Source organism: Defluviitalea phaphyphila (assembly GCF_001466305.1).
In the GTDB taxonomy this organism is placed as follows: Bacteria; Bacillota; Clostridia; order Lachnospirales; family Defluviitaleaceae; genus Defluviitalea_A; species Defluviitalea_A phaphyphila.
Genome location: NZ_JWID01000010.1, coordinates 37731 through 59598 on the forward strand (window position 1 = coordinate 37731; position 21868 = coordinate 59598).

Annotated in this window: 22 protein-coding genes, 1 other RNA gene and 1 other annotated feature; of the genes, 6 read left to right on the top strand and 17 right to left on the bottom strand. The window is 29.5% G+C overall.

Annotated elements, in window-relative coordinates; translation table 11 throughout:
- Window positions 1-164: 164 nt before the first annotated feature.
- From OM90_RS07900 to OM90_RS07940, 10 genes are all read right to left on the bottom strand, one after another.
- A complete protein-coding gene (locus tag OM90_RS07900; protein ID WP_058486355.1) occupies window positions 165-659 on the bottom strand; it encodes a flavin reductase family protein in 495 nt (164 codons plus the stop codon).
- Window positions 660-826: 167 nt separating this feature from the next.
- Entirely contained in the window at window positions 827-1303 is a 477-nt protein-coding gene (locus OM90_RS07905) for a DUF134 domain-containing protein (RefSeq protein WP_058486356.1), read from the bottom strand.
- 107 nt (window positions 1304-1410) lie between these two features.
- Window positions 1411-1758, bottom strand: an RNA gene (gene rnpB / locus OM90_RS08005) — RNase P RNA component class A.
- A gap of 55 nt (window positions 1759-1813) precedes the next feature.
- On the bottom strand, window positions 1814-3484 hold the full coding sequence (locus OM90_RS07910; protein WP_058486357.1) for a nucleoside kinase: 1671 nt from the start codon (window positions 3482-3484) through the stop codon (window positions 1814-1816).
- Window positions 3485-3517: 33 nt separating this feature from the next.
- Complete coding sequence (locus OM90_RS07915; RefSeq protein WP_058486358.1) at window positions 3518-4309, bottom strand: Nif3-like dinuclear metal center hexameric protein; 792 nt, start codon at window positions 4307-4309, stop codon at window positions 3518-3520.
- On the bottom strand, window positions 4300-4989 hold the full coding sequence (locus OM90_RS07920) for a tRNA (adenine(22)-N(1))-methyltransferase (RefSeq protein WP_058486359.1): 690 nt from the start codon (window positions 4987-4989) through the stop codon (window positions 4300-4302). Before OM90_RS07920 ends, OM90_RS07915 begins: the two co-directional genes overlap by 10 nt.
- Window positions 4990-5049: 60 nt before the next feature.
- Entirely contained in the window at window positions 5050-6117 is a 1068-nt protein-coding gene (gene rpoD / locus OM90_RS07925; protein WP_058486360.1) for an RNA polymerase sigma factor RpoD, read from the bottom strand.
- Between the two features lie 34 nt (window positions 6118-6151).
- On the bottom strand, window positions 6152-7960 hold the full coding sequence (gene dnaG / locus OM90_RS07930) for a DNA primase (RefSeq protein WP_058486361.1): 1809 nt from the start codon (window positions 7958-7960) through the stop codon (window positions 6152-6154).
- A gap of 153 nt (window positions 7961-8113) precedes the next feature.
- Window positions 8114-8572: a YaiI/YqxD family protein gene (locus OM90_RS07935; protein WP_058486362.1), complete on the bottom strand. Its 459-nt coding sequence runs from the start codon at window positions 8570-8572 to the stop codon at window positions 8114-8116.
- A gap of 11 nt (window positions 8573-8583) precedes the next feature.
- Complete coding sequence (locus tag OM90_RS07940; RefSeq protein WP_058486363.1) at window positions 8584-9594, bottom strand: deoxyguanosinetriphosphate triphosphohydrolase; 1011 nt, start codon at window positions 9592-9594, stop codon at window positions 8584-8586.
- Window positions 9595-9855: 261 nt separating this feature from the next.
- Between OM90_RS07940 and OM90_RS07945 the strand changes: the two genes are divergently transcribed.
- Together OM90_RS07945 and OM90_RS07950 are read left to right on the top strand one after the other, a co-directional pair.
- Window positions 9856-10269 carry a hypothetical protein gene (locus OM90_RS07945; protein ID WP_058486364.1) on the top strand — a complete coding sequence of 138 codons (414 nt, stop codon included), beginning with the start codon at window positions 9856-9858 and terminating at the stop codon, window positions 10267-10269.
- A gap of 56 nt (window positions 10270-10325) precedes the next feature.
- Complete coding sequence (locus tag OM90_RS07950; RefSeq protein ID WP_058486365.1) at window positions 10326-11237, top strand: hypothetical protein; 912 nt, start codon at window positions 10326-10328, stop codon at window positions 11235-11237.
- A gap of 213 nt (window positions 11238-11450) precedes the next feature.
- Here the strand turns inward: OM90_RS07950 and ppdK are convergent, their stop codons facing one another.
- The 6 genes from ppdK to era form a co-directional block, all read right to left on the bottom strand.
- Complete coding sequence (gene ppdK / locus OM90_RS07955; protein ID WP_058486366.1) at window positions 11451-14078, bottom strand: pyruvate, phosphate dikinase; 2628 nt, start codon at window positions 14076-14078, stop codon at window positions 11451-11453.
- Between the two features lie 157 nt (window positions 14079-14235).
- The gene (locus OM90_RS07960) at window positions 14236-15618 is read right to left on the bottom strand and encodes a glycine--tRNA ligase (RefSeq protein WP_058486367.1); all 1383 of its coding nucleotides are present in this window, start codon (window positions 15616-15618) and stop codon (window positions 14236-14238) included.
- Between the two features lie 65 nt (window positions 15619-15683).
- Window positions 15684-15857: a binding site (T-box leader), on the bottom strand.
- A gap of 68 nt (window positions 15858-15925) precedes the next feature.
- The gene (recO, locus tag OM90_RS07965; RefSeq protein ID WP_058486368.1) at window positions 15926-16678 is read right to left on the bottom strand and encodes a DNA repair protein RecO; all 753 of its coding nucleotides are present in this window, start codon (window positions 16676-16678) and stop codon (window positions 15926-15928) included.
- Window position 16679: 1 nt separating this feature from the next.
- Window positions 16680-16847 carry a YqzL family protein gene (locus OM90_RS12600; protein WP_144428564.1) on the bottom strand — a complete coding sequence of 56 codons (168 nt, stop codon included), beginning with the start codon at window positions 16845-16847 and terminating at the stop codon, window positions 16680-16682.
- A gap of 117 nt (window positions 16848-16964) precedes the next feature.
- Window positions 16965-18314 (bottom strand): magnesium transporter, encoded by a 1350-nt coding sequence (gene mgtE / locus OM90_RS07970; protein WP_058486369.1) that lies wholly within the window; start codon window positions 18312-18314, stop codon window positions 16965-16967.
- Window positions 18315-18370: 56 nt separating this feature from the next.
- A complete protein-coding gene (era, locus tag OM90_RS07975; RefSeq protein WP_058486370.1) occupies window positions 18371-19276 on the bottom strand; it encodes a GTPase Era in 906 nt (301 codons plus the stop codon).
- A 243-nt stretch (window positions 19277-19519) separates the two neighbouring features.
- Between era and OM90_RS07980 the strand changes: the two genes are divergently transcribed.
- From OM90_RS07980 to OM90_RS07990, 3 genes are read left to right on the top strand one after another with little or no spacing between them, the layout of a single operon-like run.
- Complete coding sequence (locus tag OM90_RS07980) at window positions 19520-19708, top strand: spore coat associated protein CotJA (protein WP_058486371.1); 189 nt, start codon at window positions 19520-19522, stop codon at window positions 19706-19708.
- 12 nt (window positions 19709-19720) lie between these two features.
- The gene (locus OM90_RS07985) at window positions 19721-20023 is read left to right on the top strand and encodes a spore coat protein CotJB (protein WP_058486372.1); all 303 of its coding nucleotides are present in this window, start codon (window positions 19721-19723) and stop codon (window positions 20021-20023) included.
- A complete protein-coding gene (locus tag OM90_RS07990) occupies window positions 19999-20205 on the top strand; it encodes a manganese catalase family protein (RefSeq protein ID WP_058486373.1) in 207 nt (68 codons plus the stop codon). Before OM90_RS07985 ends, OM90_RS07990 begins: the two co-directional genes overlap by 25 nt.
- Window positions 20206-20285: 80 nt before the next feature.
- Here OM90_RS07990 and OM90_RS07995 read toward each other — a convergent pair whose 3' ends face one another.
- Window positions 20286-20522, bottom strand: coding sequence for a hypothetical protein (locus OM90_RS07995; RefSeq protein WP_058486374.1), 237 nt, complete (start codon window positions 20520-20522; stop codon window positions 20286-20288).
- Window positions 20523-21376: 854 nt separating this feature from the next.
- Here OM90_RS07995 and OM90_RS13520 point away from each other — a divergent pair.
- A complete protein-coding gene (locus tag OM90_RS13520; protein ID WP_242860876.1) occupies window positions 21377-21799 on the top strand; it encodes a DNA methyltransferase in 423 nt (140 codons plus the stop codon).
- The last annotated feature ends 69 nt before the right edge of the window (window positions 21800-21868 follow it).

Sequence of the window (21868 nt, forward strand, 5' to 3'; positions counted from 1 at the left end):
ATCACAGACTTTTTTATATATTTACTTGTATTTCATCAAATAAATTATTATATGTAATAACATAAAATTATATATAAAGTTTTTTAAATAAATAATATATTTAAAAAGTTTTATGAAAATGTTTTTTTAAAATAATATATTCATAAATAAATATTATATATTTATTAAAGAAAATCTATTTGAGAAAAATCAATATTTCCTTCTGTATCTATGAGTTTTTTATCAGCATGAACATACTCAATTTTTCCAACAAACATTTCATGTGAACCTGTTACAATAGAATCAACTACCTTACACTCTATATTTACAGGACAATCTGGTAATATAGGTGCATTAACTTTTTTACCATCTACTAATTTAACATTCATAACTTCTAATTTATTCTCATCTCGTTTACTATGTTTCCCTAAATATTCAAAAGTTTCTTTATAATTTTTTTCTACAAGATTTACTACAAAACATCCAGATTCTTTAATCATATGATAGGAATATCTTGTTGGTACAATACCTACCATTACCATTGGTGGGTCGTAACTACAATTACAACAATATGCTACTGCTAACACATTATCTTCTCCATCTAGCCCTCTACATGAAACAAGTACTTTAGGGGTAGGCTGAAGACAAGATTTCATATTACTAACTTTACCTTTTTCCATTTTATCAAGCTCCTTTAACTAACTTTATTTAATAATAAATAATATAGTTATGGGCTTATGCCCATAACTATATTATTACAGTTATTAAGATATGTCAATATTGTTAATAAAAAATAAAAAAAGAAGACTAAAAATATTTTTATATTTTTGCCTTCTTTTTAAAATTATTATTCAATATCTTTTATATGTCTCCAACAATTTTTTCTTTCTAACTTTCCATCACAGTTCTTATTGCAACTAACTTTTGTTGAGCCACAAGAATAACATGAGTATTTTTTATCTTTAATAGCTTCTAGATTTTCATATCTTTCTAACCATTCTTCCCCACATTCCAAACATTTAACAGGACAAATATTACGGGTAAAATTTCCACCTTCTATATGAATAATTTTACCATTTACCAAACTATCAGCAATTTTTTCTCTCGCAGACAAAAGAATTCGTTGAAAAGTTGAACGAGATATTTCCATTTTTTTAGCACATTCTCCTTGCTCTAAACCATTTAAATCCTTAAGACGTATTGCCTCTAATTCTTCAAAATTCAATATATTTTCTGGCATTCCATTAACATTTTCTTCAGAAGGAATAAAATACTGTATAGAAGGTATATTTTCAACCTTTCTCCACTTTATTGGTCTTGCCAATTATATCAACTCCGTTTAAATAATATTTTTATTATATTAAATCTCTATACAATATTTTCTAATTTTAAGATGAAAACACTAGCCTAAAGGCTAGTGTTTTCATAAATATAATGAGCAAGTCTATAAGCCGAGTTCTGTATTAGACGGTCATCTATCTAGGCGTATAGTTACCTATACGCTCAAGCAACCTACCCGGGAACGTGACGGGCCGCCACATATGTTCCCCTATACGGTTTTGCTCCAAGTGGGGTTTACAGAGCCTCTTTAGTCGCCTAAAGAGCGGTGAGCTCTTACCTCACCTTTCCACCCTTACCAGAAAACTGGCGGTTTATTTCTGTTGCACTTTCCTTAGAGTCGCCTCCACTGGGTATTACCCAGCACCTTGCCCTATGGAGCTCGGACTTTCCTCAAGTACGACCTTTCGGTACTGTACTTGCGACCGTCTGACTTACTCACCATATTTTTGCTGTTTTGTTATATTAACATAATTATATCTATTCGTCAATAAATTTAACGAAAACAACTGCCTCCAATAAATTCTCTTATAATAGAATTTTTTGGAACATCTTCTGTACTTACTCCTAAAAAATAATCTAAAAATTTAATCAATCTTTTTGCCTCTGAATAATATTTAGATTGGTTGTCTATCTTAAATAATAAAGGTTCTGCATATTGTTTTAATACAGCTAATTCATATACTAAAGCTGAATTAAACATGACGTCTGCTTCTTCTTGAAAAGGAAATATATTTTTTTCTTCTCCTCTCCTTACAGAAGGCCATAATTCTATAGTTTTTTCTGCACTTATGCCTCTATACTGATTATCCCGCACAATTCTTCTAATAAGTCTTGTATCCGTTGTCGGAATTCTATTATGATCATCCAAATTTAATTGAGTTAAAGCACTAATATAAATTTTAAATTTATTTTCTTTAGGAATATCTTTAGTCAACTTTTCATTAAGACCATGAATTCCTTCTATTATAAGAACATCATTAACATCCATTTTTATTTTTCTTCCTCTATATTCCCTCTTACCTAACTTAAAATTAAAAGATGGTATTTCCACTATTTCGCCATTTAACATTCTATTCAAATCTTCATTAAATTGTTTAATATCAATCGCCTCTAATGCTTCAAAATCATATTCTCCATTTTCATCCCTAGGAGTAAATTCTCTATCCACAAAATAATCATCTATTGAAATTGCATGGGGACGCATACCATTTACCCTAAGTTGAATGGCAAGTCTTTGTGCAAAAGTAGTTTTCCCTGATGAAGAAGGCCCTGCTATTAAAATTATTCCAATAGAATCTCTTTTTTGTGCTATTTTATCTGCTATTTGAGCAATTTTCTTTTCATGAAGAGCTTCCGAAATTCTAATTAATCCTCCTATTCCTTGGTCTGATATTACATCATTTAAAGCACCAACTGTATCAACTTTCATGATTTTTCCCCAATTTTTATATTCTAAAAATACTTGAGATAATTTTTTTAAAGGAATATATTCTGGCAATTTTGTTGGTTCTTTTGTTGTAGGAAATTGTAATATAAATCCTTGTGAATGAGGGATTAAGCGAAATAGATTTAAATATCCTGTGCTTGGAACCATATATCCATAAAAATAATTTTTAAGTCCATCTAAATCGTATAAATTTATCATAGAAACTCTTCTATATCTAAATAATTTCTTTTTGTCTTCCATCCCATTTTCTTCAAATATATTCATTGCTTGATCTAGAGGGAGAGAGAGTTTTTTAAATGGAATATCTCTTTCTACAATTTCTTTCATTTTATTTTCAACTTTATTTAATATTTCTTCAGATACTTCATCCATTCCTAATATTTCACAATAAAACCCCGATCCCATAGAATGATGTATTATAACATTTCCATCTTTTATTATTTTTCTTACGGCATATATAAGTAAAAAAGATAAACTTCTTTGATAAATTCTCATTCCATCAATGTTAGTTAAATCAATAAATTCTATATTACAATTATCATCTATTTTATTCATTAATTCTCTAATTTTATTATTTATTTTTGCTGCTACAATTTTGGCTTTGTAATGCTTTTGAACATCTTTGGCAATTTCTTCTAAGGTAATTCCTTTTTTATACATTTTTATTTCCCCATTAGGGAAAGTAACTTTTATATTTTGTTCATTAAAATTATCCATATGCATCCCCCTCTTATATTTATTAATAATCACTTAATACAAAATAAATGGATCTCCATTTATTTTAGAAACTATAATTTCTAATTTTTTATCTTCTTTATTTATATTTTCTAAATATTTTTTTATAACAGGAATTATTATATTTTCTGTTCCATAATGTCCAGCATCAATAAGGGCTATACCCAATTCCTTTGCTTTTTGTGCATCATGAAATTTTACATCTCCTGTTATAAATAAATCAGCTTTTTTATTGACTGCTTCTTGTATATATGATATCCCACTACCTGTAGTTAATGCAACAATATTAATTACTTTTGTAGGATTTCCTACTACTCGTATATTTGAGATTTTTAATTTTTCCTTAACAAATTTCGCATATTCTTCTAAAGTACAAGCGTTTTTTAAATTGCCTATTCTACCCATCCCATAATTATCTATTTCTTTTAATACGGATATATTTTCTAATTCTAATAAATTAGCTAAGGTATCATTAGTTCCTCCAAAAGCAATATCTAAATTTGTATGTGCTGAATATACTCCGATGTTATTTTTAATAAGAGAATATATGCTTTGGCCTATAGCATCATTTTTTGTAATAGATTTTAAAGGTTTAAAAATAAATGGATGATGAGTTATTATTAAATCAACTTTTTCTTTTATTGCTTCTTCTATTACCTCTGGTATAGCATCTAAAGCAATTAATACTCTATTAACTTCTTGATCTATATCTCCAATCATAAGTCCCACATTATCCCACTCTTCTGCTAAATATTCAGGAGCTAATTTATTTAATTCTTCAATAATTTTTTTACATTTTACAGACATTTTAACACCTCTTCACAATATTTAATTTCTTCTTTTATTTCAAATAGTCTTTTTAACGTATTTTCAGTATTAATTTTCTGTAATTTGTTTAAAATATTATGTAAAGTTATTATTCTTTGCTGTATGTATTGTTTTAATATAGGATTTTTATTTAGAACAAGAATTACTCCAAATAAATATTCTTTTTCATTATTATATTTTTCAATCCCAGGTTCAGCAGTAATCACAAAATAATATTTATTATCTTCATAAATTATTTCTTCATTTATTATTTTAAAATTAATTTTATGAAGATATTTTCTTACTTCTTTTTGGTCAATCTGTGGCTGAAGTATAATTCTTTTTGCTCCTTTTACTATTTCAGGCTTTTTGTCTAAAATATCAATAATTAATTTCCCACCCATACCTGCTATGATAATAGTATTTACTTCATTTATTTTTATTGGTTCTAATCCATTTCCTAATCTTGTTTCTATTATTTGTTCTAATTTATTTTGCTTTATATTTTGTTTTGCTCTTATTAAAGGCCCTTTATTAATGTCTGTAGCAATTGCTTTTTTTATAATTTTTCTTTTACATAAATATATAGGAATATAAGCATGGTCTGTTCCTATATCTGCAATAATTGCCTCTTTGGGTACTTGTTTTGCAATACTAAGTAAACGGCTTGATAATTCCATAATCTTCTCCTTTATATATAAATTAATTGAATAAAAAGAAGTTGATTAATCAACTTCTTTTTATTCCAAATAATCTTTTAACTTTTTACTTCTACTTGGATGTCTTAACTTTCTTAGAGCTTTTGCTTCTATTTGCCTTATACGTTCTCTAGTTACATTAAACTCTTTTCCTACTTCTTCTAGAGTTCTCGCTCTTCCATCATCTAATCCAAATCTAAGTCTAAGGACTTTTTGTTCCCTTTCTGTCAAAGTATCTAAAACATCAATTAATTGTTCTTTTAAAAGAGTAAAAGCAGCAGCCTCTGATGGTACAGGAACATCTTCATCAGGAATAAAATCTCCTAAATGACTATCTTCTTCCTCTCCTATAGGAGTTTCTAGTGAAACTGGTTCTTGAGCAATTTTAATAATTTCTCTTACCTTAGCAACCGGCATATCCATTTCTTTTGCTATTTCTTCCGGCTGAGGCTCACGGCCTAATTCTTGAAGTAATTGTCTTGAAACACGGATTAATTTATTAATTGTTTCAACCATATGAACTGGTATTCGAATGGTTCTTGCTTGGTCTGCTATAGCTCTTGTAATAGCTTGACGAATCCACCAAGTTGCATATGTACTAAATTTATAACCTTTACGATAATCAAATTTTTCTACTGCTTTAATTAATCCTAGATTTCCCTCTTGAATTAAATCTAAAAATAACATTCCACGCCCTACATACCTTTTTGCAATACTAACTACTAATCTAAGATTAGCTTCTGCTAATCTTCTTTTAGCTTCTGCATCTCCTTGTTCCATTCTTTTAGCTAACTCTATTTCTTCTTCTGCTGAAAGAAGTGGCACTTTCCCTATTTCTTTTAAATACATACGAACAGGGTCGTCTATATTTATTCCATCAGGTAAACTTAAATCTAATTCATTTTCTGGTTCTTCTTCTATATTTCCTATTACATCAATATTTTGCTTTTCAAGATATTCATAAATTTTTTCAATTTGTTCTGGTTCTAACTCTAAATCAGAAAAATAATCCATAATTTCTTTATATTCAAGTACTCCTTTTTTTTGCTTTGCTAAAGAAACTAATTCTTTAACACGAGTCAAAAATTTAGTTTGTTCGCTTGTTTTCACAAAAATCCTTCCTTTCTCTCACTTGTCTACTATTTTAACCATTTATAATGTTAATATACAATTTTTCTAGTTGCTTTTTTTCTTCAATTAAAGTTTGTATTTTATATATATCTGTAGTTGTTCTACTTTTTTTATCAATACTTGCTCTTTTTATTAATTTTATTTGGTCATTAATAGCTTTTTCTATATCATAATCTCTATCATTATACTTATTTTTTTCTTTACTATTAAATATTGAAGAAATTTTCTTTTGTTCTTCTAGACTCTCAAAGTTATTAATAAGAACTGCTGGCTCTATGTTAAGCCCTTTATCATATCTTTCATATATCAACTTTGCTGCTTTCATTAAAGTAGCATCGTCAAAATCTTCAAAAGATAAATAGGGTCTTATTTTTTCATAAATATGAGGATTATCATATAATAAACTTAAAATATTTTTTTGTGCTTTATATAATCCATTTTCTTCATTATTCTCTTGTTTTATTCTTATATTATCTTTAAATGTTTCTGATACTTTTTTGTAATTAATTTGTTTTCTGTTGCTACGTTCTTTTTCTGCTATAATTTTTCTTATTACTCCAAAAATAGATTCTTTCGAAATACCTATATCCCGTGATAATTCATCAATATATACATCTCTTTCTATTGCATTGTCTAATTTAGACAAAATTTCTGCTACTTCCATTGTAAATTTAATTTTTTGTTCTGCATCTGATATATCATATTTTTTTCGTAAAATATGAACTTGAAACATAATAGCTCCCATAGCTTCATTAAGTAATTTTTGAAAATTTTCTCCTCCATTTTGTTTAATAAATTCATCTGGATCTTTTCCATCTGGAACTTGCATTACTTTAACTTTTAATCCAACAGAAGATAAAATAGGAATTGCTCTTATAGCTGCTTTAGTTCCTGCTTCATCACTATCATAAACTAATACAACTTCATCTGTATATCGTTTTAATAATAAAGCTTGTCTAGAAGTAAAGGCTGTTCCTAAAGATGCTACTACATTTTTAAATCCTGCTTGATGTAAAGAAATAACATCCATATATCCTTCCACTATTAAAATTTGTTCTTTTCCTGAAACTCTAGCATAATTTAATCCATATAAATTTTTACTTTTATCAAATAAAGGGGTATCTGGAGAATTCATATATTTAGGTAAACTATCATCTAAAACTCTCCCTCCAAAAGCAATAATCTGATTATGAACATCAAAAATAGGAAACATTATTCTGTTACGAAATCTATCAATATGACTTTTTCCATTCTTTTTAGAAATAACTAGTCCACTTTTAAGTATATGTTCTTCATTGTATCCTTTATATAATAAATATTTATATAGGTCATTAAAATCTATATTAGAATATCCTATACCAAATAATTTTTGAGTTCTTTTTTGTAATTTTCTTTTTTCTAAATATTCTACTGCTGTTCTTCCTCTAGAAGAATGTAAATTAGCATAAAAATATTTCGCAGCCTCTTTATGAATATTAAGTAATATTTTCTTTTCCTCTAGTTTTTTTCTAGTTTCTCCTGAATATTCAGATTCAGGCAAATTAATATGAGCTCTTTCAGCTAAATATTTTACAGCTTCTATAAAACTAAAATTTTCTATTTGCATAATAAACGTAAATACATTTCCTCCTGCTTGACATCCAAAACAATAATACATTTGTTTGTCAGGACTAACAGAAAAAGAGGGAGTATCTTCATTATGAAATGGACACAATCCAAAATATGAGCTTCCTTTTTTTTTCAATTTAACATATTCGGAAACTACGTCAACCAAATCATTTTGGCTGCGAACTTCCTCTATGATCTCCTCTGAATAATACATTTTGATCCCCTTATCTTTAAATATTATTCTATAGAAATCTACCTTAATTATTTCGACATAATACCTTTTAATCCTTCAACAATTTTAATATTTTTCATCTTTATAAAAATTACATAAAAAAATATATATTTATTTTAATTTTTAATATATTTCTCATAGTAAATTTTGAGTATCTTCTATAAGTCTTATTAAATTTCTTTCAAAATTAATATTATCTTTTCTATTTCTTTTGTGATTTCCTTTGATTTTTCCTCCAGCTTTTCTTATCTCTTTATTTAAATGTCTATTATATAACAATATATCTATACTTTCATTTAAGTAAATTTTCCCATTAGGAGAAATTGCTCTTGCTCCTTTAGATAAAACAATGGATGCCAACCCATAATCTTGAGTAACTACAATATCTCCGTTTTTTATATCATTTATAATAGCTAAATCCACTGCTTGTGGATATGAATCAACAATACAATATTTTATATTACTTTTTTTATTTGGTACATGACAATAACTACAAAATAAAATAGCAGTAATATTATATTTTATTGATATATCTTCGATAATTTTTATTACTGGACAACTATCTCCATCTATAACAATTCTAATGTTCTTCATATTTTCCCCTCTTAATAAATATTCCAGGAAGAAGGTACATATATTTCACAATATTTTTTTATAGCATATCTATCCGTCATCCCTGCTATATAATCACACACTATTCTTTCTTTTGTTTTATTTTCTTCTTCATAAATAGAATAAAATTCTTTAGGAATCTTTTCAGGATGTTTTACAAAAAATTTATATAACTGTTTTACAATATGTTGAGCTTTTTTTTCTTCCTTTTTTGCTAAAGAACCTATATACACATGTTCAAACATAAATTTACGTAATTTTTTCATACTTCTTTCTACTTCTTTGCTCATAATAATATCAGGTTTCCCTATACTATTTTTAATTATATCTCTAATCATAGTATTAATTCTTTTGCTAAAATTATCTCCTAAAATTTCAATACAATCTTTAGGTAGATCTTCTTCTTTTATAATTTTTCCTCTTATTGCATCATCTATGTCATGATTTATATATGCAATTTTATCTGATAATTGAACAATTTTCCCTTCTAAAGTACTAGGAGTTCCTTTAGTTGGATGATTAATAATTCCATCCCTTACTTCCCATGTAAGATTCAATCCTCTCCCATTTCTTTCTAATATATCAACAACTCTAAGACTTTGTTCATAATGTTTAAATCCTAAAGGAGATATTTCATTTAAAACTTGTTCTCCCGCATGGCCAAAAGGAGTATGCCCAAGATCATGACCTAGGGCAATAGCTTCAGTTAAATCTTCATTTAATGATAAAGCTCTCGCTATAGTTCTTGCAATTTGAGAAACTTCTAATGTATGAGTAAGTCTAGTTCGGTAGTGATCTCCTTCTGGAGAAATAAAAACTTGAGTTTTATGTTTTAATCTTCTAAAAGTTTTGCAGTGAATAATTCTATCTCTATCTCTTTGAAAATCTGTACGTACATCACATTTTTTTTCTTCTATTTTTCTGCCTCTACTATTTTTACTTTTAACTGCATAAGGACTTAAAAATTCTTCTTCTCTTTTTTCTTGTATCTCTCTGAGATTCATCTATTTCACCACCTATCTAACATCCTTAGAAACCCTTTTATCTTATATATACTACACTTTATTTCAAAATCCTTCAAATCTATCAAAAAAGAATAGGATTTTAAACATATTTATTATATTAAACTTAATTTTATTTATATGAATTTTATTTATTAAAATATATCATATATCAAAATTTATACAAAATTCTTTCCCTTTTGGTAACATAAAAGTTCTTATTTCATATAATATTGTAGAAAATAATTAGGAGGTGTCATATTTATGGCAGATATTATTCAAGAATGTAATTGTACTCCTCATGAAAACTTAAATTGTTGTGGCTCTATAAATGGTATTTCAGTAGCGCAACCTAAATGTCAAACTATTCCAGATGGTCGAGTAGTTAATAACCCCTGTTTTGACCCTGAAAGTGGAAAATCTTACTGGAGTTATAAATTTTTAACCGACTGTGATCAAGATACTAGTGCAATTAGTAATATTCTAATTCCTATTTGCTCATCTATTCCTATTGAAAACATTATTGTAAGTGAAAAAATTGATGGCTGTGGAGAATTTACAGAAATAGAATTTGAATTGATTACAGATGACCCTAACTTCGGTCTTGCTCCTGAAGGATTTAAATGGTTAAAAATTGAAACAAACGATCGCTTTGATAAAGGGGTTTGTGAGAGATAAATGGAAATTTCCCTGTTGCTACTCAACCAATAGACGTAAAAGCATCTACAGATTTATTGATTTTTGACTGTAATGGTGGATTTTTAGTACCAGAATGTAATCCACAAGGAACTTTAAGTATTTCTAAAAATTGCAATTATACTATTCAAAATAATGAAGCTATATTAAATTATCAATTAACTGTAAGTAATATTGGTAACGCAAGATTAGACAATGTTCAATTTAGGGATGTTTTAACCATTCCTAATAACTTTACCTTGGGCAATATTATTGTTACTCCCGGTAATTTGACTGTTAACACTCTTTTACCTGGCGAAATTATTATTAGTGGAAATTTAGGAAATATTGATCCAAGTCAAGTTGTAAATATTAACTATATTATTCCTATTACAGCTATTGAAGTTCCTGGAATATATCGTATATCTAATACAGCACAGGCATCAGCAACTGACACAGAAGCTACTGCCACATGTACAACTACATTAAATGCTGTACAAATTAATACTACAAAATGTTGCCAAATAACTGATACTAATACTGGAGAATTCCAAGTTACCTTATCATCTGTTGGTCAATCTCCTTCTACTACTGTAGATATAGTAGATAATATCTTTATTCCTAGTGGCGTCACCCTTAGATTTACCAGTTTTGACGGATGTACAGCAACCTTTGCTAATAGCCAAGAAATAGTTCCTGTAAATACCGATCTAGTTGGTCCATTAAGAATTAATATTGTTTGTAATAATATTTCTATACCTTCTGGTGGATCCATTAAAAAAACAATTAAATTTACTGTAGTGTCTACTTCCGTATTTAATCAAGTATCTATACAAAACACCGTAGAATCCGTTACTCCTACCTCCTCTGACAATCAAATATTCCTAGGAGCAGGAGTTTTCCCTATAGAAGCAGATATTACAGTAGAAGCTTCTTTAGGATGTACAACACCTTGTTCTTTAGAATTGTAATTATAAATATAATTTAATTAAAAATTCACTTAATTATATTTTATAATAAAAAAGAGTATTTTCCTTAAAAATAAAGGAATAATACTCTTTTTTGTTTTTCTATTATGCTATATTTTAAAATTATTAATAATGTATTAAACAATAATTTTTTGCAAATAAATAGGTATTGTCTTTTATAAACAAAAGACAATACCTAGCAACTTATAAAAATAATTAATTTTTATTTTTAACAGCTGCTTGTGCTGCTGCTAATCTTGCAATAGGTACTCTAAATGGTGAACAAGATACATAATTTAATCCTATTCTATGACAAAATTCAATAGAAGAAGGATCTCCTCCATGTTCTCCACAAATACCTAATTTTATATCTGGTCTTGTTGAACGACCTTTCTGAGCTGCCATTTCAACTAATGCTCCTACTCCTGTTTGGTCTAATCTAGCAAATGGATCAAATTCGTAAATTTGTTTTTCATAATAATCTTCTAAGAATTTACCTGCATCATCACGAGAAAATCCAAAAGTCATTTGTGTTAAGTCATTAGTTCCAAAGGAGAAAAATTCAGCTTCTTTAGCAATTTCATCTGCAGTAACTGCAGCCCTTGGAATTTCAATCATTGTACCTATTTTATAATTTAAATCTATTCCTGATTCTTTAATTACTTCATCAGCTGTTTTTACAACAACAGATTTAACATACTCTAATTCTTTTATTTCTCCTACTAATGGAATCATAATTTCTGGTACTATATCATATCCTTTATCTTTTTTAACTTTAATAGCAGCTTGAATAATTGCTTTTGTTTGCATTTCTGCAATTTCAGGATAAGATACTGCCAAACGACATCCACGATGACCCATCATTGGATTAAACTCATGTAAAGATTCTACAGTATTCTTTAATTCTTCAAAGGATACTCCCATATCTTTAGCCAATTCTTTAATATCTTCATCTTCTTGTGGTAAAAATTCATGAAGAGGTGGATCTAAAAGTCGTACAGTCACTGGGCGTCCTTCCATAGCTTCATAAATTCCAATAAAGTCTTCTCTTTGTAATGGAAGAAGATCTTCTAAAGCTTTTCTTCTTTCTTCTTCTGTTTTAGAAAGAATCATTTTACGAACCTTTGGAATACGATCTTCTTCAAAAAACATATGCTCTGTACGAGTTAATCCTATTCCCTCTGCTCCAAATTCAACAGCTTTTTTAGCATCTTTTGGTGTATCTGCATTAGTTCTAACTTGAAGTGTTCTTGTTTTATCAGCCCATGCCATAAATCTAGCAAAATCTCCTGAAATCTTAGGTTCAACTGTAGGAATATCTTCTCCATAAACATTACCAGTAGAACCATCTAATGATATGTAATCGCCTTCTTTAATAATTTTTCCACCTAATTCAAAGTATTTTTCTTCTTCATTCATTTTAATTTCGCCTAGTCCAGATACACAACAAGTTCCCATTCCTCTAGCTACTACAGCAGCATGAGATGTCATTCCTCCACGAACAGTTAAAATACCTTCCGCAGCTGCCATTCCTTCAATATCTTCTGGAGATGTTTCAAGGCGAACTAAAATAACTCTTTCTCCAGCTTCTTTTGCAGCTTTTGCATCTTCAGCAGTAAAATATACTTTTCCAGCTGCAGCTCCTGGAGATGCTGGAAGTCCTCTTCCAATTGGTTTTGCAGCTTTTAAAGCTTGCATATCAAACATTGGATGAAGTAATTGGTCTAATTGTTTTGGATCAACTTTTAGTAATGCTTCTTCTTCTGTAATAAGACCTTCATCAACTAAATCTACTGCTATTTTTAATGCTGCAGCAGCTGTTCTTTTACCATTACGAGTTTGAAGAAAATATAATTTTTTATTTTCAATAGTAAATTCCATATCTTGCATATCTTTATAATGTTTTTCAAGTTTATTAGCTATTTCTAAGAATTGCTTGTATACCTCTGGCATATCTTCTTCTAAAGTTTTAATTGGTTTTGGAGTGCGAATTCCAGCAACTACGTCTTCTCCTTGTGCATTAATTAAATATTCACCATAAATTGCTTTTTCTCCTGTAGCAGGATTTCTTGTAAATGCAACTCCTGTTCCTGATGTATTTCCCATATTCCCAAATACCATCATTTGAACATTAACAGCTGTTCCCCAACTATTTGGAATATCATTCATTCTTCTATATACAATGGCACGAGGATTATTCCAAGAACGAAATACTGCCGTAACTGCTTCCATTAATTGAATCTTTGGATCTTGCGGAAAATCTTCTCCCTTTTCTTGTTTATATAATTCTTTGAATTTAACAACAACATTTTTCATATCTTCTGCTGTTAAATCAGTATCAAATTCTACTCCCTTTTCTTCTTTTATTTCATCTAAAACTCTTTCAAATTTAGATTTAGAAATACCCATAACAACATCCGCAAACATTTGAATAAATCTTCTATAAGAATCATAAGCAAATCTTGGATTTTGTGTAGCTTCTGCAAATCCTTCAACTGCTTTATCATTTAATCCTAAATTTAAAATTGTATCCATCATTCCAGGCATAGAAACTCTTGCACCAGAACGAACAGAAACTAATAATGGATTTTTAATATCTCCAAATTTTTTGCCTGAAATTTCTTCTAACTTTGATAAAGCTTTTTCTATTTGCTCTACAATATCTTTAGAAATTTTTTGGTTGTTTTTATAATATTCATTACATGCTTCTGTTGAAACAGTAAAACCTTGTGGTATAGGAAGCCCTAATCTTGTCATTTCTGCTAAATTAGCACCCTTACCACCAAGTAAATTCCTCATTGATGCATTTCCTTCACTGAACATGTAAACAAACTGTTTGCTCATTGAAATTACCTCCTGTAAAGTATTTATTTTATAGATAGGCAAAACTATTTTTATTGGGGGACATATCTATCTATTTTTATCTATATGTAAGTTTTGTCTATCCAATTCTTGATTATATCATAAATATTTAAAATTTATAGGGGTTTTAAAAAATTTTTTAAAAATATAATTTCTCTTTTAAATAATTTTCTAAATCATCAATTTTTACCCTTTCCTGTTCCATAGTATCTCTATTTCTAATAGTTACTGCACCATCTGTCTCAGAATCAAAATCATAAGTAATACAAAATGGTGTTCCTATTTCATCTTGTCTTCTATATCTTTTACCAATACTTCCACTTTCATCGAATTCTACATTGTATAATTTACTTAATTTTTCATATATTTTAAATGCTTGTTCAGAAAGCTTTTTAGAAAGTGGGAAAACTGCAGCTTTTACAGGGGCTATTGCAGGATGAAATCTAAGAACTTTTCTTACTTCTCCCTTTGATACTTCTTCTTCATCATAAGCTTCGCAAAGAAAAGCTAAGGTTACTCTATCTGCACCTAAAGAAGGTTCAATACAATAAGGAATATATTTTTCATTAGTATTAGGGTCAAAATAACTCATGTCTTGTCCTGAATGCTCTTGATGTTGTTTTAAATCAAAATCTGTTCTATCTGCTATACCCCAAAGTTCTCCCCATCCAAAAGGAAATAAATATTCTATATCAGAAGTAGCATTACTATAATGGGACAACTCTTCTTTAGAATGGTCTCTTATTCTAATGTTATCTTCTTTAATTCCTAAAGATAAAAGCCATTGTTTACAAAATTCTTTCCAGTAATCAAACCATTCTAAATCTTTACCCGGTTCACAGAAAAATTCTAATTCCATTTGTTCAAATTCTCTAGTACGAAATATAAAATTTCCTGGAGTAATCTCATTTCTAAAAGATTTTCCTATTTGTCCTATACCGAAAGGTATTTTTTTTCTACTAGTTCTTTGTACATTTTTAAAATTAATAAAAATACCTTGGGCTGTTTCCGGACGTAAATAAACAACGTTTTTAGAATCTTCTGTAACTCCTTGAAAAGTCTTAAACATAAGGTTGAATTGTCTTATATCTGTAAAATTATGAGCTCCACAATTTGGACAATTTATATTATTTTCATCAATATAATTTTTCATCTTATCATTATCCCAACCATCTACAGAGCCTTCTATATTATTTTCTTTCATATAATTTTCTATTAACTGATCTGCTCTAAATCTCTCTTTACAGTCTTTACAGTCCATAAGAGGGTCATTAAATCCTCCTACATGTCCTGAAGCTACCCATACCTGAGGATTCATTAAAATGGCACAATCCACGCCTACATTATAAGGATTTTCTTGAATAAATTTTTTCCACCAAGCCTTTTTTATATTATTTTTAAGTTCTACTCCTAGAGGTCCATAATCCCATGTATTAGATAATCCTCCGTAAATCTCTGACCCTGGATAAATAAATCCTCTTGACTTAGATAAAGCAACAATTTTTTCCATGTTTTTTTCCATATTTAAACCTCCTGCTTTGCATTTTAATATTTGCATAAATAAAAAAACCTATTCATCCCTTCTAAATAAGGGACGAAAGGTTTTACTTCCGCGGTTCCACCCTTTTTGATGCAATGCATCCACTTTAATAATCATTCTGCTCAAAAGTGCCCTTCACTAAGCAATTTTATCAGGCTCCCACCATCCCTGACTCGCTTTGTAAAATTAACTTAGTTACTCCTCTTTATCATCGCAGTATCTTTATTTTCATTATTTAAAATTATCATTAATCAATCTAACAAATTCATTAAATTTTGTCAATATAAAATTAACCATAAAAATCTTCTATCTCTTTTAAAAAATCTAAAGTGTTGAATTTTCTTTCTATATGATATGACATATAGTTTTTAGTTATTTTTTCTAATTCCTCTAATGTGGAATCGTTAATAGTAAATTTAAATAAATTATTTAGATCAGAAAACAATATGTATTGAATAGTATACCATGTAGTCTTAGACATTTTATGTGGATATTCATCTTGTTTAACACAATTATTACAAATAACTCCTCCTAATTTAGAGCTAAATCTATATATATTTTCTTTATTTCTACAACTTACACATTGTATAACTTCTGGCATATAACCTATTAAAGACATTAGTCTTAATTCGTAAATTCTAGCAATTAATTTAGGATTTATACTAGTTTTTTCTAAAGCATATAAAGTTTTTAATGTAAGTAAAAGAAGCTCTTTATTTGGCTGATTTTCTTCTGTAACTCCATCTAATAATTCTAAAAAATATGAGGCATACGTTAATTTTATTATATCCTCTCGTATGCCATGAAATATATTAATTACTTCTAACTGCTGTATAATATTATAATTTTTCCCTTGATAAATCAAAAAATCACAATACGAAAAAATTTGAGTTCCTGCAATTAAATGACTCTTTTGTTTTCTTGCTCCTTTTGCTGAAGCTGATATTTTCCCTATATCTTTAGTAAATATTTTAATAATTTTATCTGATTCTCCAACATTAATTTCCTTTATAACTAATCCTTTTACACTAATATGTTTCATATTATTCATCTTTCTTTATATCTTTTCTATATATTTCACTTTTTATATTAGGAAATACTTCCTTAGAGATTTCTAAATCATAATCATTATGCTCACATTCCTTAGAAGCAAGATAAGCTTCTATACTACCTGTTTTTTGAAAAACATCCCAAAATATTTTTTTAAGCATATGAGTTCCCCCTATCTTTAAATTTATACTATTAGGGTACCCTCTTAACTGCTTTATATACTACAAAAAACTTACCAGTACTATATCCCTTGACAAAATAATTAATAAATATTTAATTTATGTCATTAATTTTACTAAAGTAAAATAAATAATATTTCCTGTAATATCAATAGTAGTTGAAATAAATGGTGCCGATGCAACTGCAGGATCAATACCAACATTTTTAAAAATTAATGGTGCTAAAGTTCCTATTATGGAAGCAGTAAGCATATTTGCAATCATAGCTATCCCTACAATTGACCCCAACTGAGGTTGATTAAATACAAATCCTGCAAAAAGACTAATAGCGATTCCGCAAACAATTCCTATAGCTATCCCAACTAAAGCCTCCCTAAATAGATTTTTAGAAATTTCTTTACTATTTATTCTTCCTGTTGCAATTCCTCTTACTGTAAGAGTAGAAGACTGAGTTCCTATATTTCCACCCATCCCTGTTAAGGCAGGCATAAACTTTACTAATGCAGCATTATTGCTTATTTGAGATTCAAATCCTGTAATAACTGCACCAGTTATAAAACTTCCAGCTAAAGTTATCATAAGCCATGGAAGTCTCGATTTCACAGAAGATACTAAATGATTAATATTAGTATCATTTTCATTATATTCGATTTCACTAGTACCTGCTATTCTATAAATATCTTCTGTAGCTTCCTCTTCCATAACATCTAAAATATCATCAACAGTAATAATTCCTTGAAGAATTGTATCATCATCTACTACAGGAATTGCAAGCAAATCATACTTTGCTACTGACTTTGCTACTTCTTCTTGGTCCATATTTACATTAACGTATATTACATTACTTTGCATAACTTCAGATACAAGTAAATTGGGGTTACTAATAATAATTTCTCTAAGAGATAAAACTCCCACTAAAGTTCCAATATAATCTGTAACATAAACATAATAAATCGTTTCTGCTTCACTTGCCATATTCCTAAGTTCTTCTATAGCCTGAGATATAGTCATATCTTCTTTAACAGATACAAACTCTGTGGTCATAATACCACCAGCTGTATCTTCACTATAATGCATTAAATCTCGGATGTCAGTAGCATCTTCGTGGTCAAATAACTTTATAATTTTGCTTTGTTCATTTTCTGATAATTCTCCAAGAATATCTGCTACATCATCTAAAGACATTTCATCTAGAATTTCTGTAGTTTTTTCTTCTGTTAAAACTTCAAGAATTGATGAAAATGTATCTCCATCCACCTCATTTAAGACTTCTGCTGCTATATCATGGGGAAGAAGTTTAAAAAAATATTTTTGACTTTCTTCATCTAAATCGAGCAGAATTTCTACAATATCTGCTGGATGAAGGTCTTGTATTATATCTATTAGTTCTCTATTTTTATTACCCTCAATTAAATTTTTAATTTCATCCAACAATTTTATCTGCTCCATTTTTTCACCCCATTTTTAAGTTCACGATTTTATTGTAATACAGCCCTTATGGTTTTTCAAATAGATTTTGTATCAAATCCAAAATTTTTTAATTTAATCAAATCATTTCTCCAATTCTTTTTCACCTTTACCCATAATTCTAAAAATACTTTTGATCCTAAAAGTCTTTCTATATCTTTTCTTGCTCTACTTCCAATTTGCTTTAACATAGAACCTTGTTTCCCAATTATAATTGCCTTATGAGAATCTCTTTCACAATATATAACTGCTTGAATATCAACTATATCCTTATTTTCTCGACTATTCATACTTTCTATTTCTACTGCAATTCCATGAGGGATTTCTTTTTGTAATAAATGAAGAGCTTTTTCTCTAATTAACTCTGCCACTAACTGTTTTTCTGGTTGATCAGTAATCATATCTTCTGGAAAATATTTAGGCCCTTGCGGAAGCATTTCACTAACTACTTTTAATAATCTATCACAATTTTCTCCTGTATATGCTGAAATAGGAACTATATGAGCAAAGTTATAAAGATCCTTATATGAATCTATTATTTCTAATAATGTTTCTTTTTCTACTGTATCAATTTTATTGATAACTAAAACCACAGGAGTTTTAATATTTTCTAATTGAGAAATTATAAATCTGTCTCCTTGTCCTATAACTTTAGAAGGTTCTACAAGCATTAATACTATATCCACTTCATTTAAAGTGTTTGAAGCAACTTTTACCATATATTCTCCTAATTTATGCTTAGGTTTATGAATACCTGGAGTATCAATAAATACTATTTGAAAATCATCTTTAGTTAAAATACTTTGTATTCTATTTCTTGTAGTTTGAGGTTTATCAGACATAATAGCTATTTTTTCTCCTACAAGAGTATTCATCAATGTGGATTTCCCTACATTAGGTCTTCCTATTAAAGTTACAAATCCTGAACGAAATTCTTTCTCCAATTCTATTCCTCCTTGTTTTTTTTATAGATAAATTGAAATTTATACTTAATTCAACAATTTCATTAAATAAAATTATCTATAAATAGTATGTCTATTATACATTAAAATAACAATCAATCATTATTATATAGTGTTAAATTTATAGTTACAACATATTTTATATCTTAAAAATCATATAATTTTTTCACATTTATTCCTATTTATGTATAAAATATTATAAAAAAATAAAGGAGTGTGCGTTTAATGAATACATCTAATAATATGCCAAAACACATGCCTTTTCCCATGATGCCTGTAATGCCAAAAAATATTCAACTCGCTAGGACTTATATTCTAGATCAACCTTATGATAATTTATTCCCATTAAATGAAGCATTAAAAAAAGGAACCTTATTTCCTAATCTTTATCAACCATATTCAAAAAATAAATAAAGGAGGATATATATGGATATAATGCATAGGGAACAATGCTTAAGAAAAATACAAGAATTAGAATTTGCAGTAATTGAACTTAATTTATATTTAGATACCCATCCTACCCATCAACAAGCTCTTATGGACTATAATAAACTTACTCAAGAATTAATGAACGCTAAGATTATGTACGAAAGACAATTTGGCCCATTAACTAATTTCGGATATGCTCCTAGCCAATATCCTTGGCAATGGATAGAATCTCCTTGGCCTTGGGAAAATGAACATACATGTAAGGAGGATATGTCATGTGGATCTATGAAAAGAAATTAGAATATCCAGTTAAAGTTGATAGTTGCAACCCTACTCTTGCAGCTATGATTTTAGAACAATTTGGAGGTCCTGATGGAGAATTATCAGCTGGAATAAGATATCTTACCCAAAGATGGACCATGCCTACTAATCAAGCTAAAGCTATTCTTACAGATATTGGAACTGAAGAATTAGTACCATAATGTTATAAGTGATAGCCAATAAAATACCCGCAACCCCTTGGAATTAAAGGAATTGCGGGCGTTTATGCTTATGTATATTATTATTGCTCCGCTGCTACTGAAAAGTGCTCCTGTGCTTTGCGGGCTATACTAGCTAAGATATCCTCAATGTCTTTATCGCTGCGATTATAGCAATAATCATCACATATCTTTATACGGGTATTGCCTATCTTAAACTCCTCTACAACATTATTCTTTTTTCTTTCCTTATTCTTCTCAGCCACGCATACACCACCTCTTGGTAATGTATATGCTACTGCTGATTGTCCTCTTGCCATTGATATACCCCCAATAAACTCGTTTTTATGGGGTGTTTTATGAATGGCCTGATTTTGCGGGGGATTTTACTAATAAAAAATGCGAGTGTTCTTTATCGTCCTAAGATATTTAGCACAGGTAAGACTGGCCTAATGTGTGTAGTATGTGTTAAAATCTGCGTAGAGGAGGTGATAGGCATAGCTCGACTAACTGAAAAGCAAAAGAAAATCCAAGAATATCTAAAAAACGCTTGGGAACTGTCCGATAGAAGCGTCGCTCGTGCATTGGGTGTTTCTCATTCCACGGTCGGTAGGGTGCGTCAAGAAATGATTCAAAGTGGTCGATTCGACCATCTGTCTAATGAGGACGAGGAGTGGATGAACCACCCGTATATACAAGCAAATAAAGGCTTATTGGAAACTTTGAATCCACGAGGACTGCGCGCTATTAAAAGGCTTGATGTGCTTGACTATATGATGACACACCCACAAATAAAAAGTCCTTGTGTCGCACAGGCTTACCTTGAAAGAGAGAAAAGGCAAAAACGTAAGGATGCAAGAGTAGTTTTGAACATAAATGACGTAGATATCAGGGTTGCTGACGTCAGGCAGGTTGGACAGTTTGACTGGATAAGGGATAATAGCGTTGATTTATGTATATGTGACCCGCCGTGGGGTAAATCGTCGCCTGAGGTGTGCGAAGGTATAAGTAAAGTTGCTGCCAGTAAACTCCGTGATGGAGGCAATTTACTTGTTCTTGNTGGGGTAAATCGTCGCCTGAGGTGTGCGAAGGTATAAGTAAAGTTGCTGCCAGTAAACTCCGTGATGGAGGCAATTTACTTGTTCTTGTAGGGGGTAGCTGTCTACCTGAGGTTATGGACGCATTGTCGTCTGATAAGAGGTTACGCTATCACTGGCTTTTAACGTGTCCATTACCGCAAGGCTCTCCTACGTCTGTAAGTTGGTTAAAAGTACAGAGCAAGATTCGGTTTGTGCTTTGGTTTGTCAAAGGTAAATACAGTGGCGATATAATATCCGATTACATAAACAGACCTACCAGTGATAGTGCTACTGATAAAATGCATCACGAATGGGGAACACCTGAAGAGCTGGTATCTGAGCTTATACAGCGATTTACAGACCCCGGAAATACCGTAGCTGACCTTTGTGTTGGAGGGGGTACTGTTGCCGTCTGTTCAGTTCTGCTTGGTAGACGGTTTATAGGAGCAGATAAAGACGAGAAAGCAGTAAAGACTACAAAGCGGCGGGTACGACAACTCTTTGGATATAGCCAATAGAATAATAGAATATATTGGTATATTTGGATATTAAGGATAGGTATTTGGGTAGGTAGAGTCACACTTTGA

Coding starts and splice junctions, on each gene's coding strand:
- OM90_RS07900 (WP_058486355.1), bottom strand. CDS start 659: ATGGAAAAAGGTAAAGTTAGTAATATGAAATCTTGTCTTCAGCCTACC.
- OM90_RS07910 (WP_058486357.1), bottom strand. CDS start 3,484: ATGGATAATTTTAATGAACAAAATATAAAAGTTACTTTCCCTAATGGG.
- OM90_RS07915 (WP_058486358.1), bottom strand. CDS start 4,309: ATGTCTGTAAAATGTAAAAAAATTATTGAAGAATTAAATAAATTAGCT.
- OM90_RS07920 (WP_058486359.1), bottom strand. CDS start 4,989: ATGGAATTATCAAGCCGTTTACTTAGTATTGCAAAACAAGTACCCAAA.
- dnaG (WP_058486361.1), bottom strand. CDS start 7,960: ATGTATTATTCAGAGGAGATCATAGAGGAAGTTCGCAGCCAAAATGAT.
- OM90_RS07935 (WP_058486362.1), bottom strand. CDS start 8,572: ATGAAGAACATTAGAATTGTTATAGATGGAGATAGTTGTCCAGTAATA.
- OM90_RS07940 (WP_058486363.1), bottom strand. CDS start 9,594: ATGAATCTCAGAGAGATACAAGAAAAAAGAGAAGAAGAATTTTTAAGT.
- OM90_RS07945 (WP_058486364.1), top strand. CDS start 9,856: ATGGCAGATATTATTCAAGAATGTAATTGTACTCCTCATGAAAACTTA.
- ppdK (WP_058486366.1), bottom strand. CDS start 14,078: ATGAGCAAACAGTTTGTTTACATGTTCAGTGAAGGAAATGCATCAATG.
- OM90_RS07960 (WP_058486367.1), bottom strand. CDS start 15,618: ATGGAAAAAAACATGGAAAAAATTGTTGCTTTATCTAAGTCAAGAGGA.
- recO (WP_058486368.1), bottom strand. CDS start 16,678: ATGAAACATATTAGTGTAAAAGGATTAGTTATAAAGGAAATTAATGTT.
- OM90_RS12600 (WP_144428564.1), bottom strand. CDS start 16,847: ATGCTTAAAAAAATATTTTGGGATGTTTTTCAAAAAACAGGTAGTATA.
- mgtE (WP_058486369.1), bottom strand. CDS start 18,314: ATGGAGCAGATAAAATTGTTGGATGAAATTAAAAATTTAATTGAGGGT.
- OM90_RS07980 (WP_058486371.1), top strand. CDS start 19,520: ATGAATACATCTAATAATATGCCAAAACACATGCCTTTTCCCATGATG.
- OM90_RS07985 (WP_058486372.1), top strand. CDS start 19,721: ATGGATATAATGCATAGGGAACAATGCTTAAGAAAAATACAAGAATTA.
- OM90_RS07990 (WP_058486373.1), top strand. CDS start 19,999: ATGTGGATCTATGAAAAGAAATTAGAATATCCAGTTAAAGTTGATAGT.
- OM90_RS07995 (WP_058486374.1), bottom strand. CDS start 20,522: ATGGCAAGAGGACAATCAGCAGTAGCATATACATTACCAAGAGGTGGT.
- OM90_RS13520 (WP_242860876.1), top strand. CDS start 21,377: ATGGACGCATTGTCGTCTGATAAGAGGTTACGCTATCACTGGCTTTTA.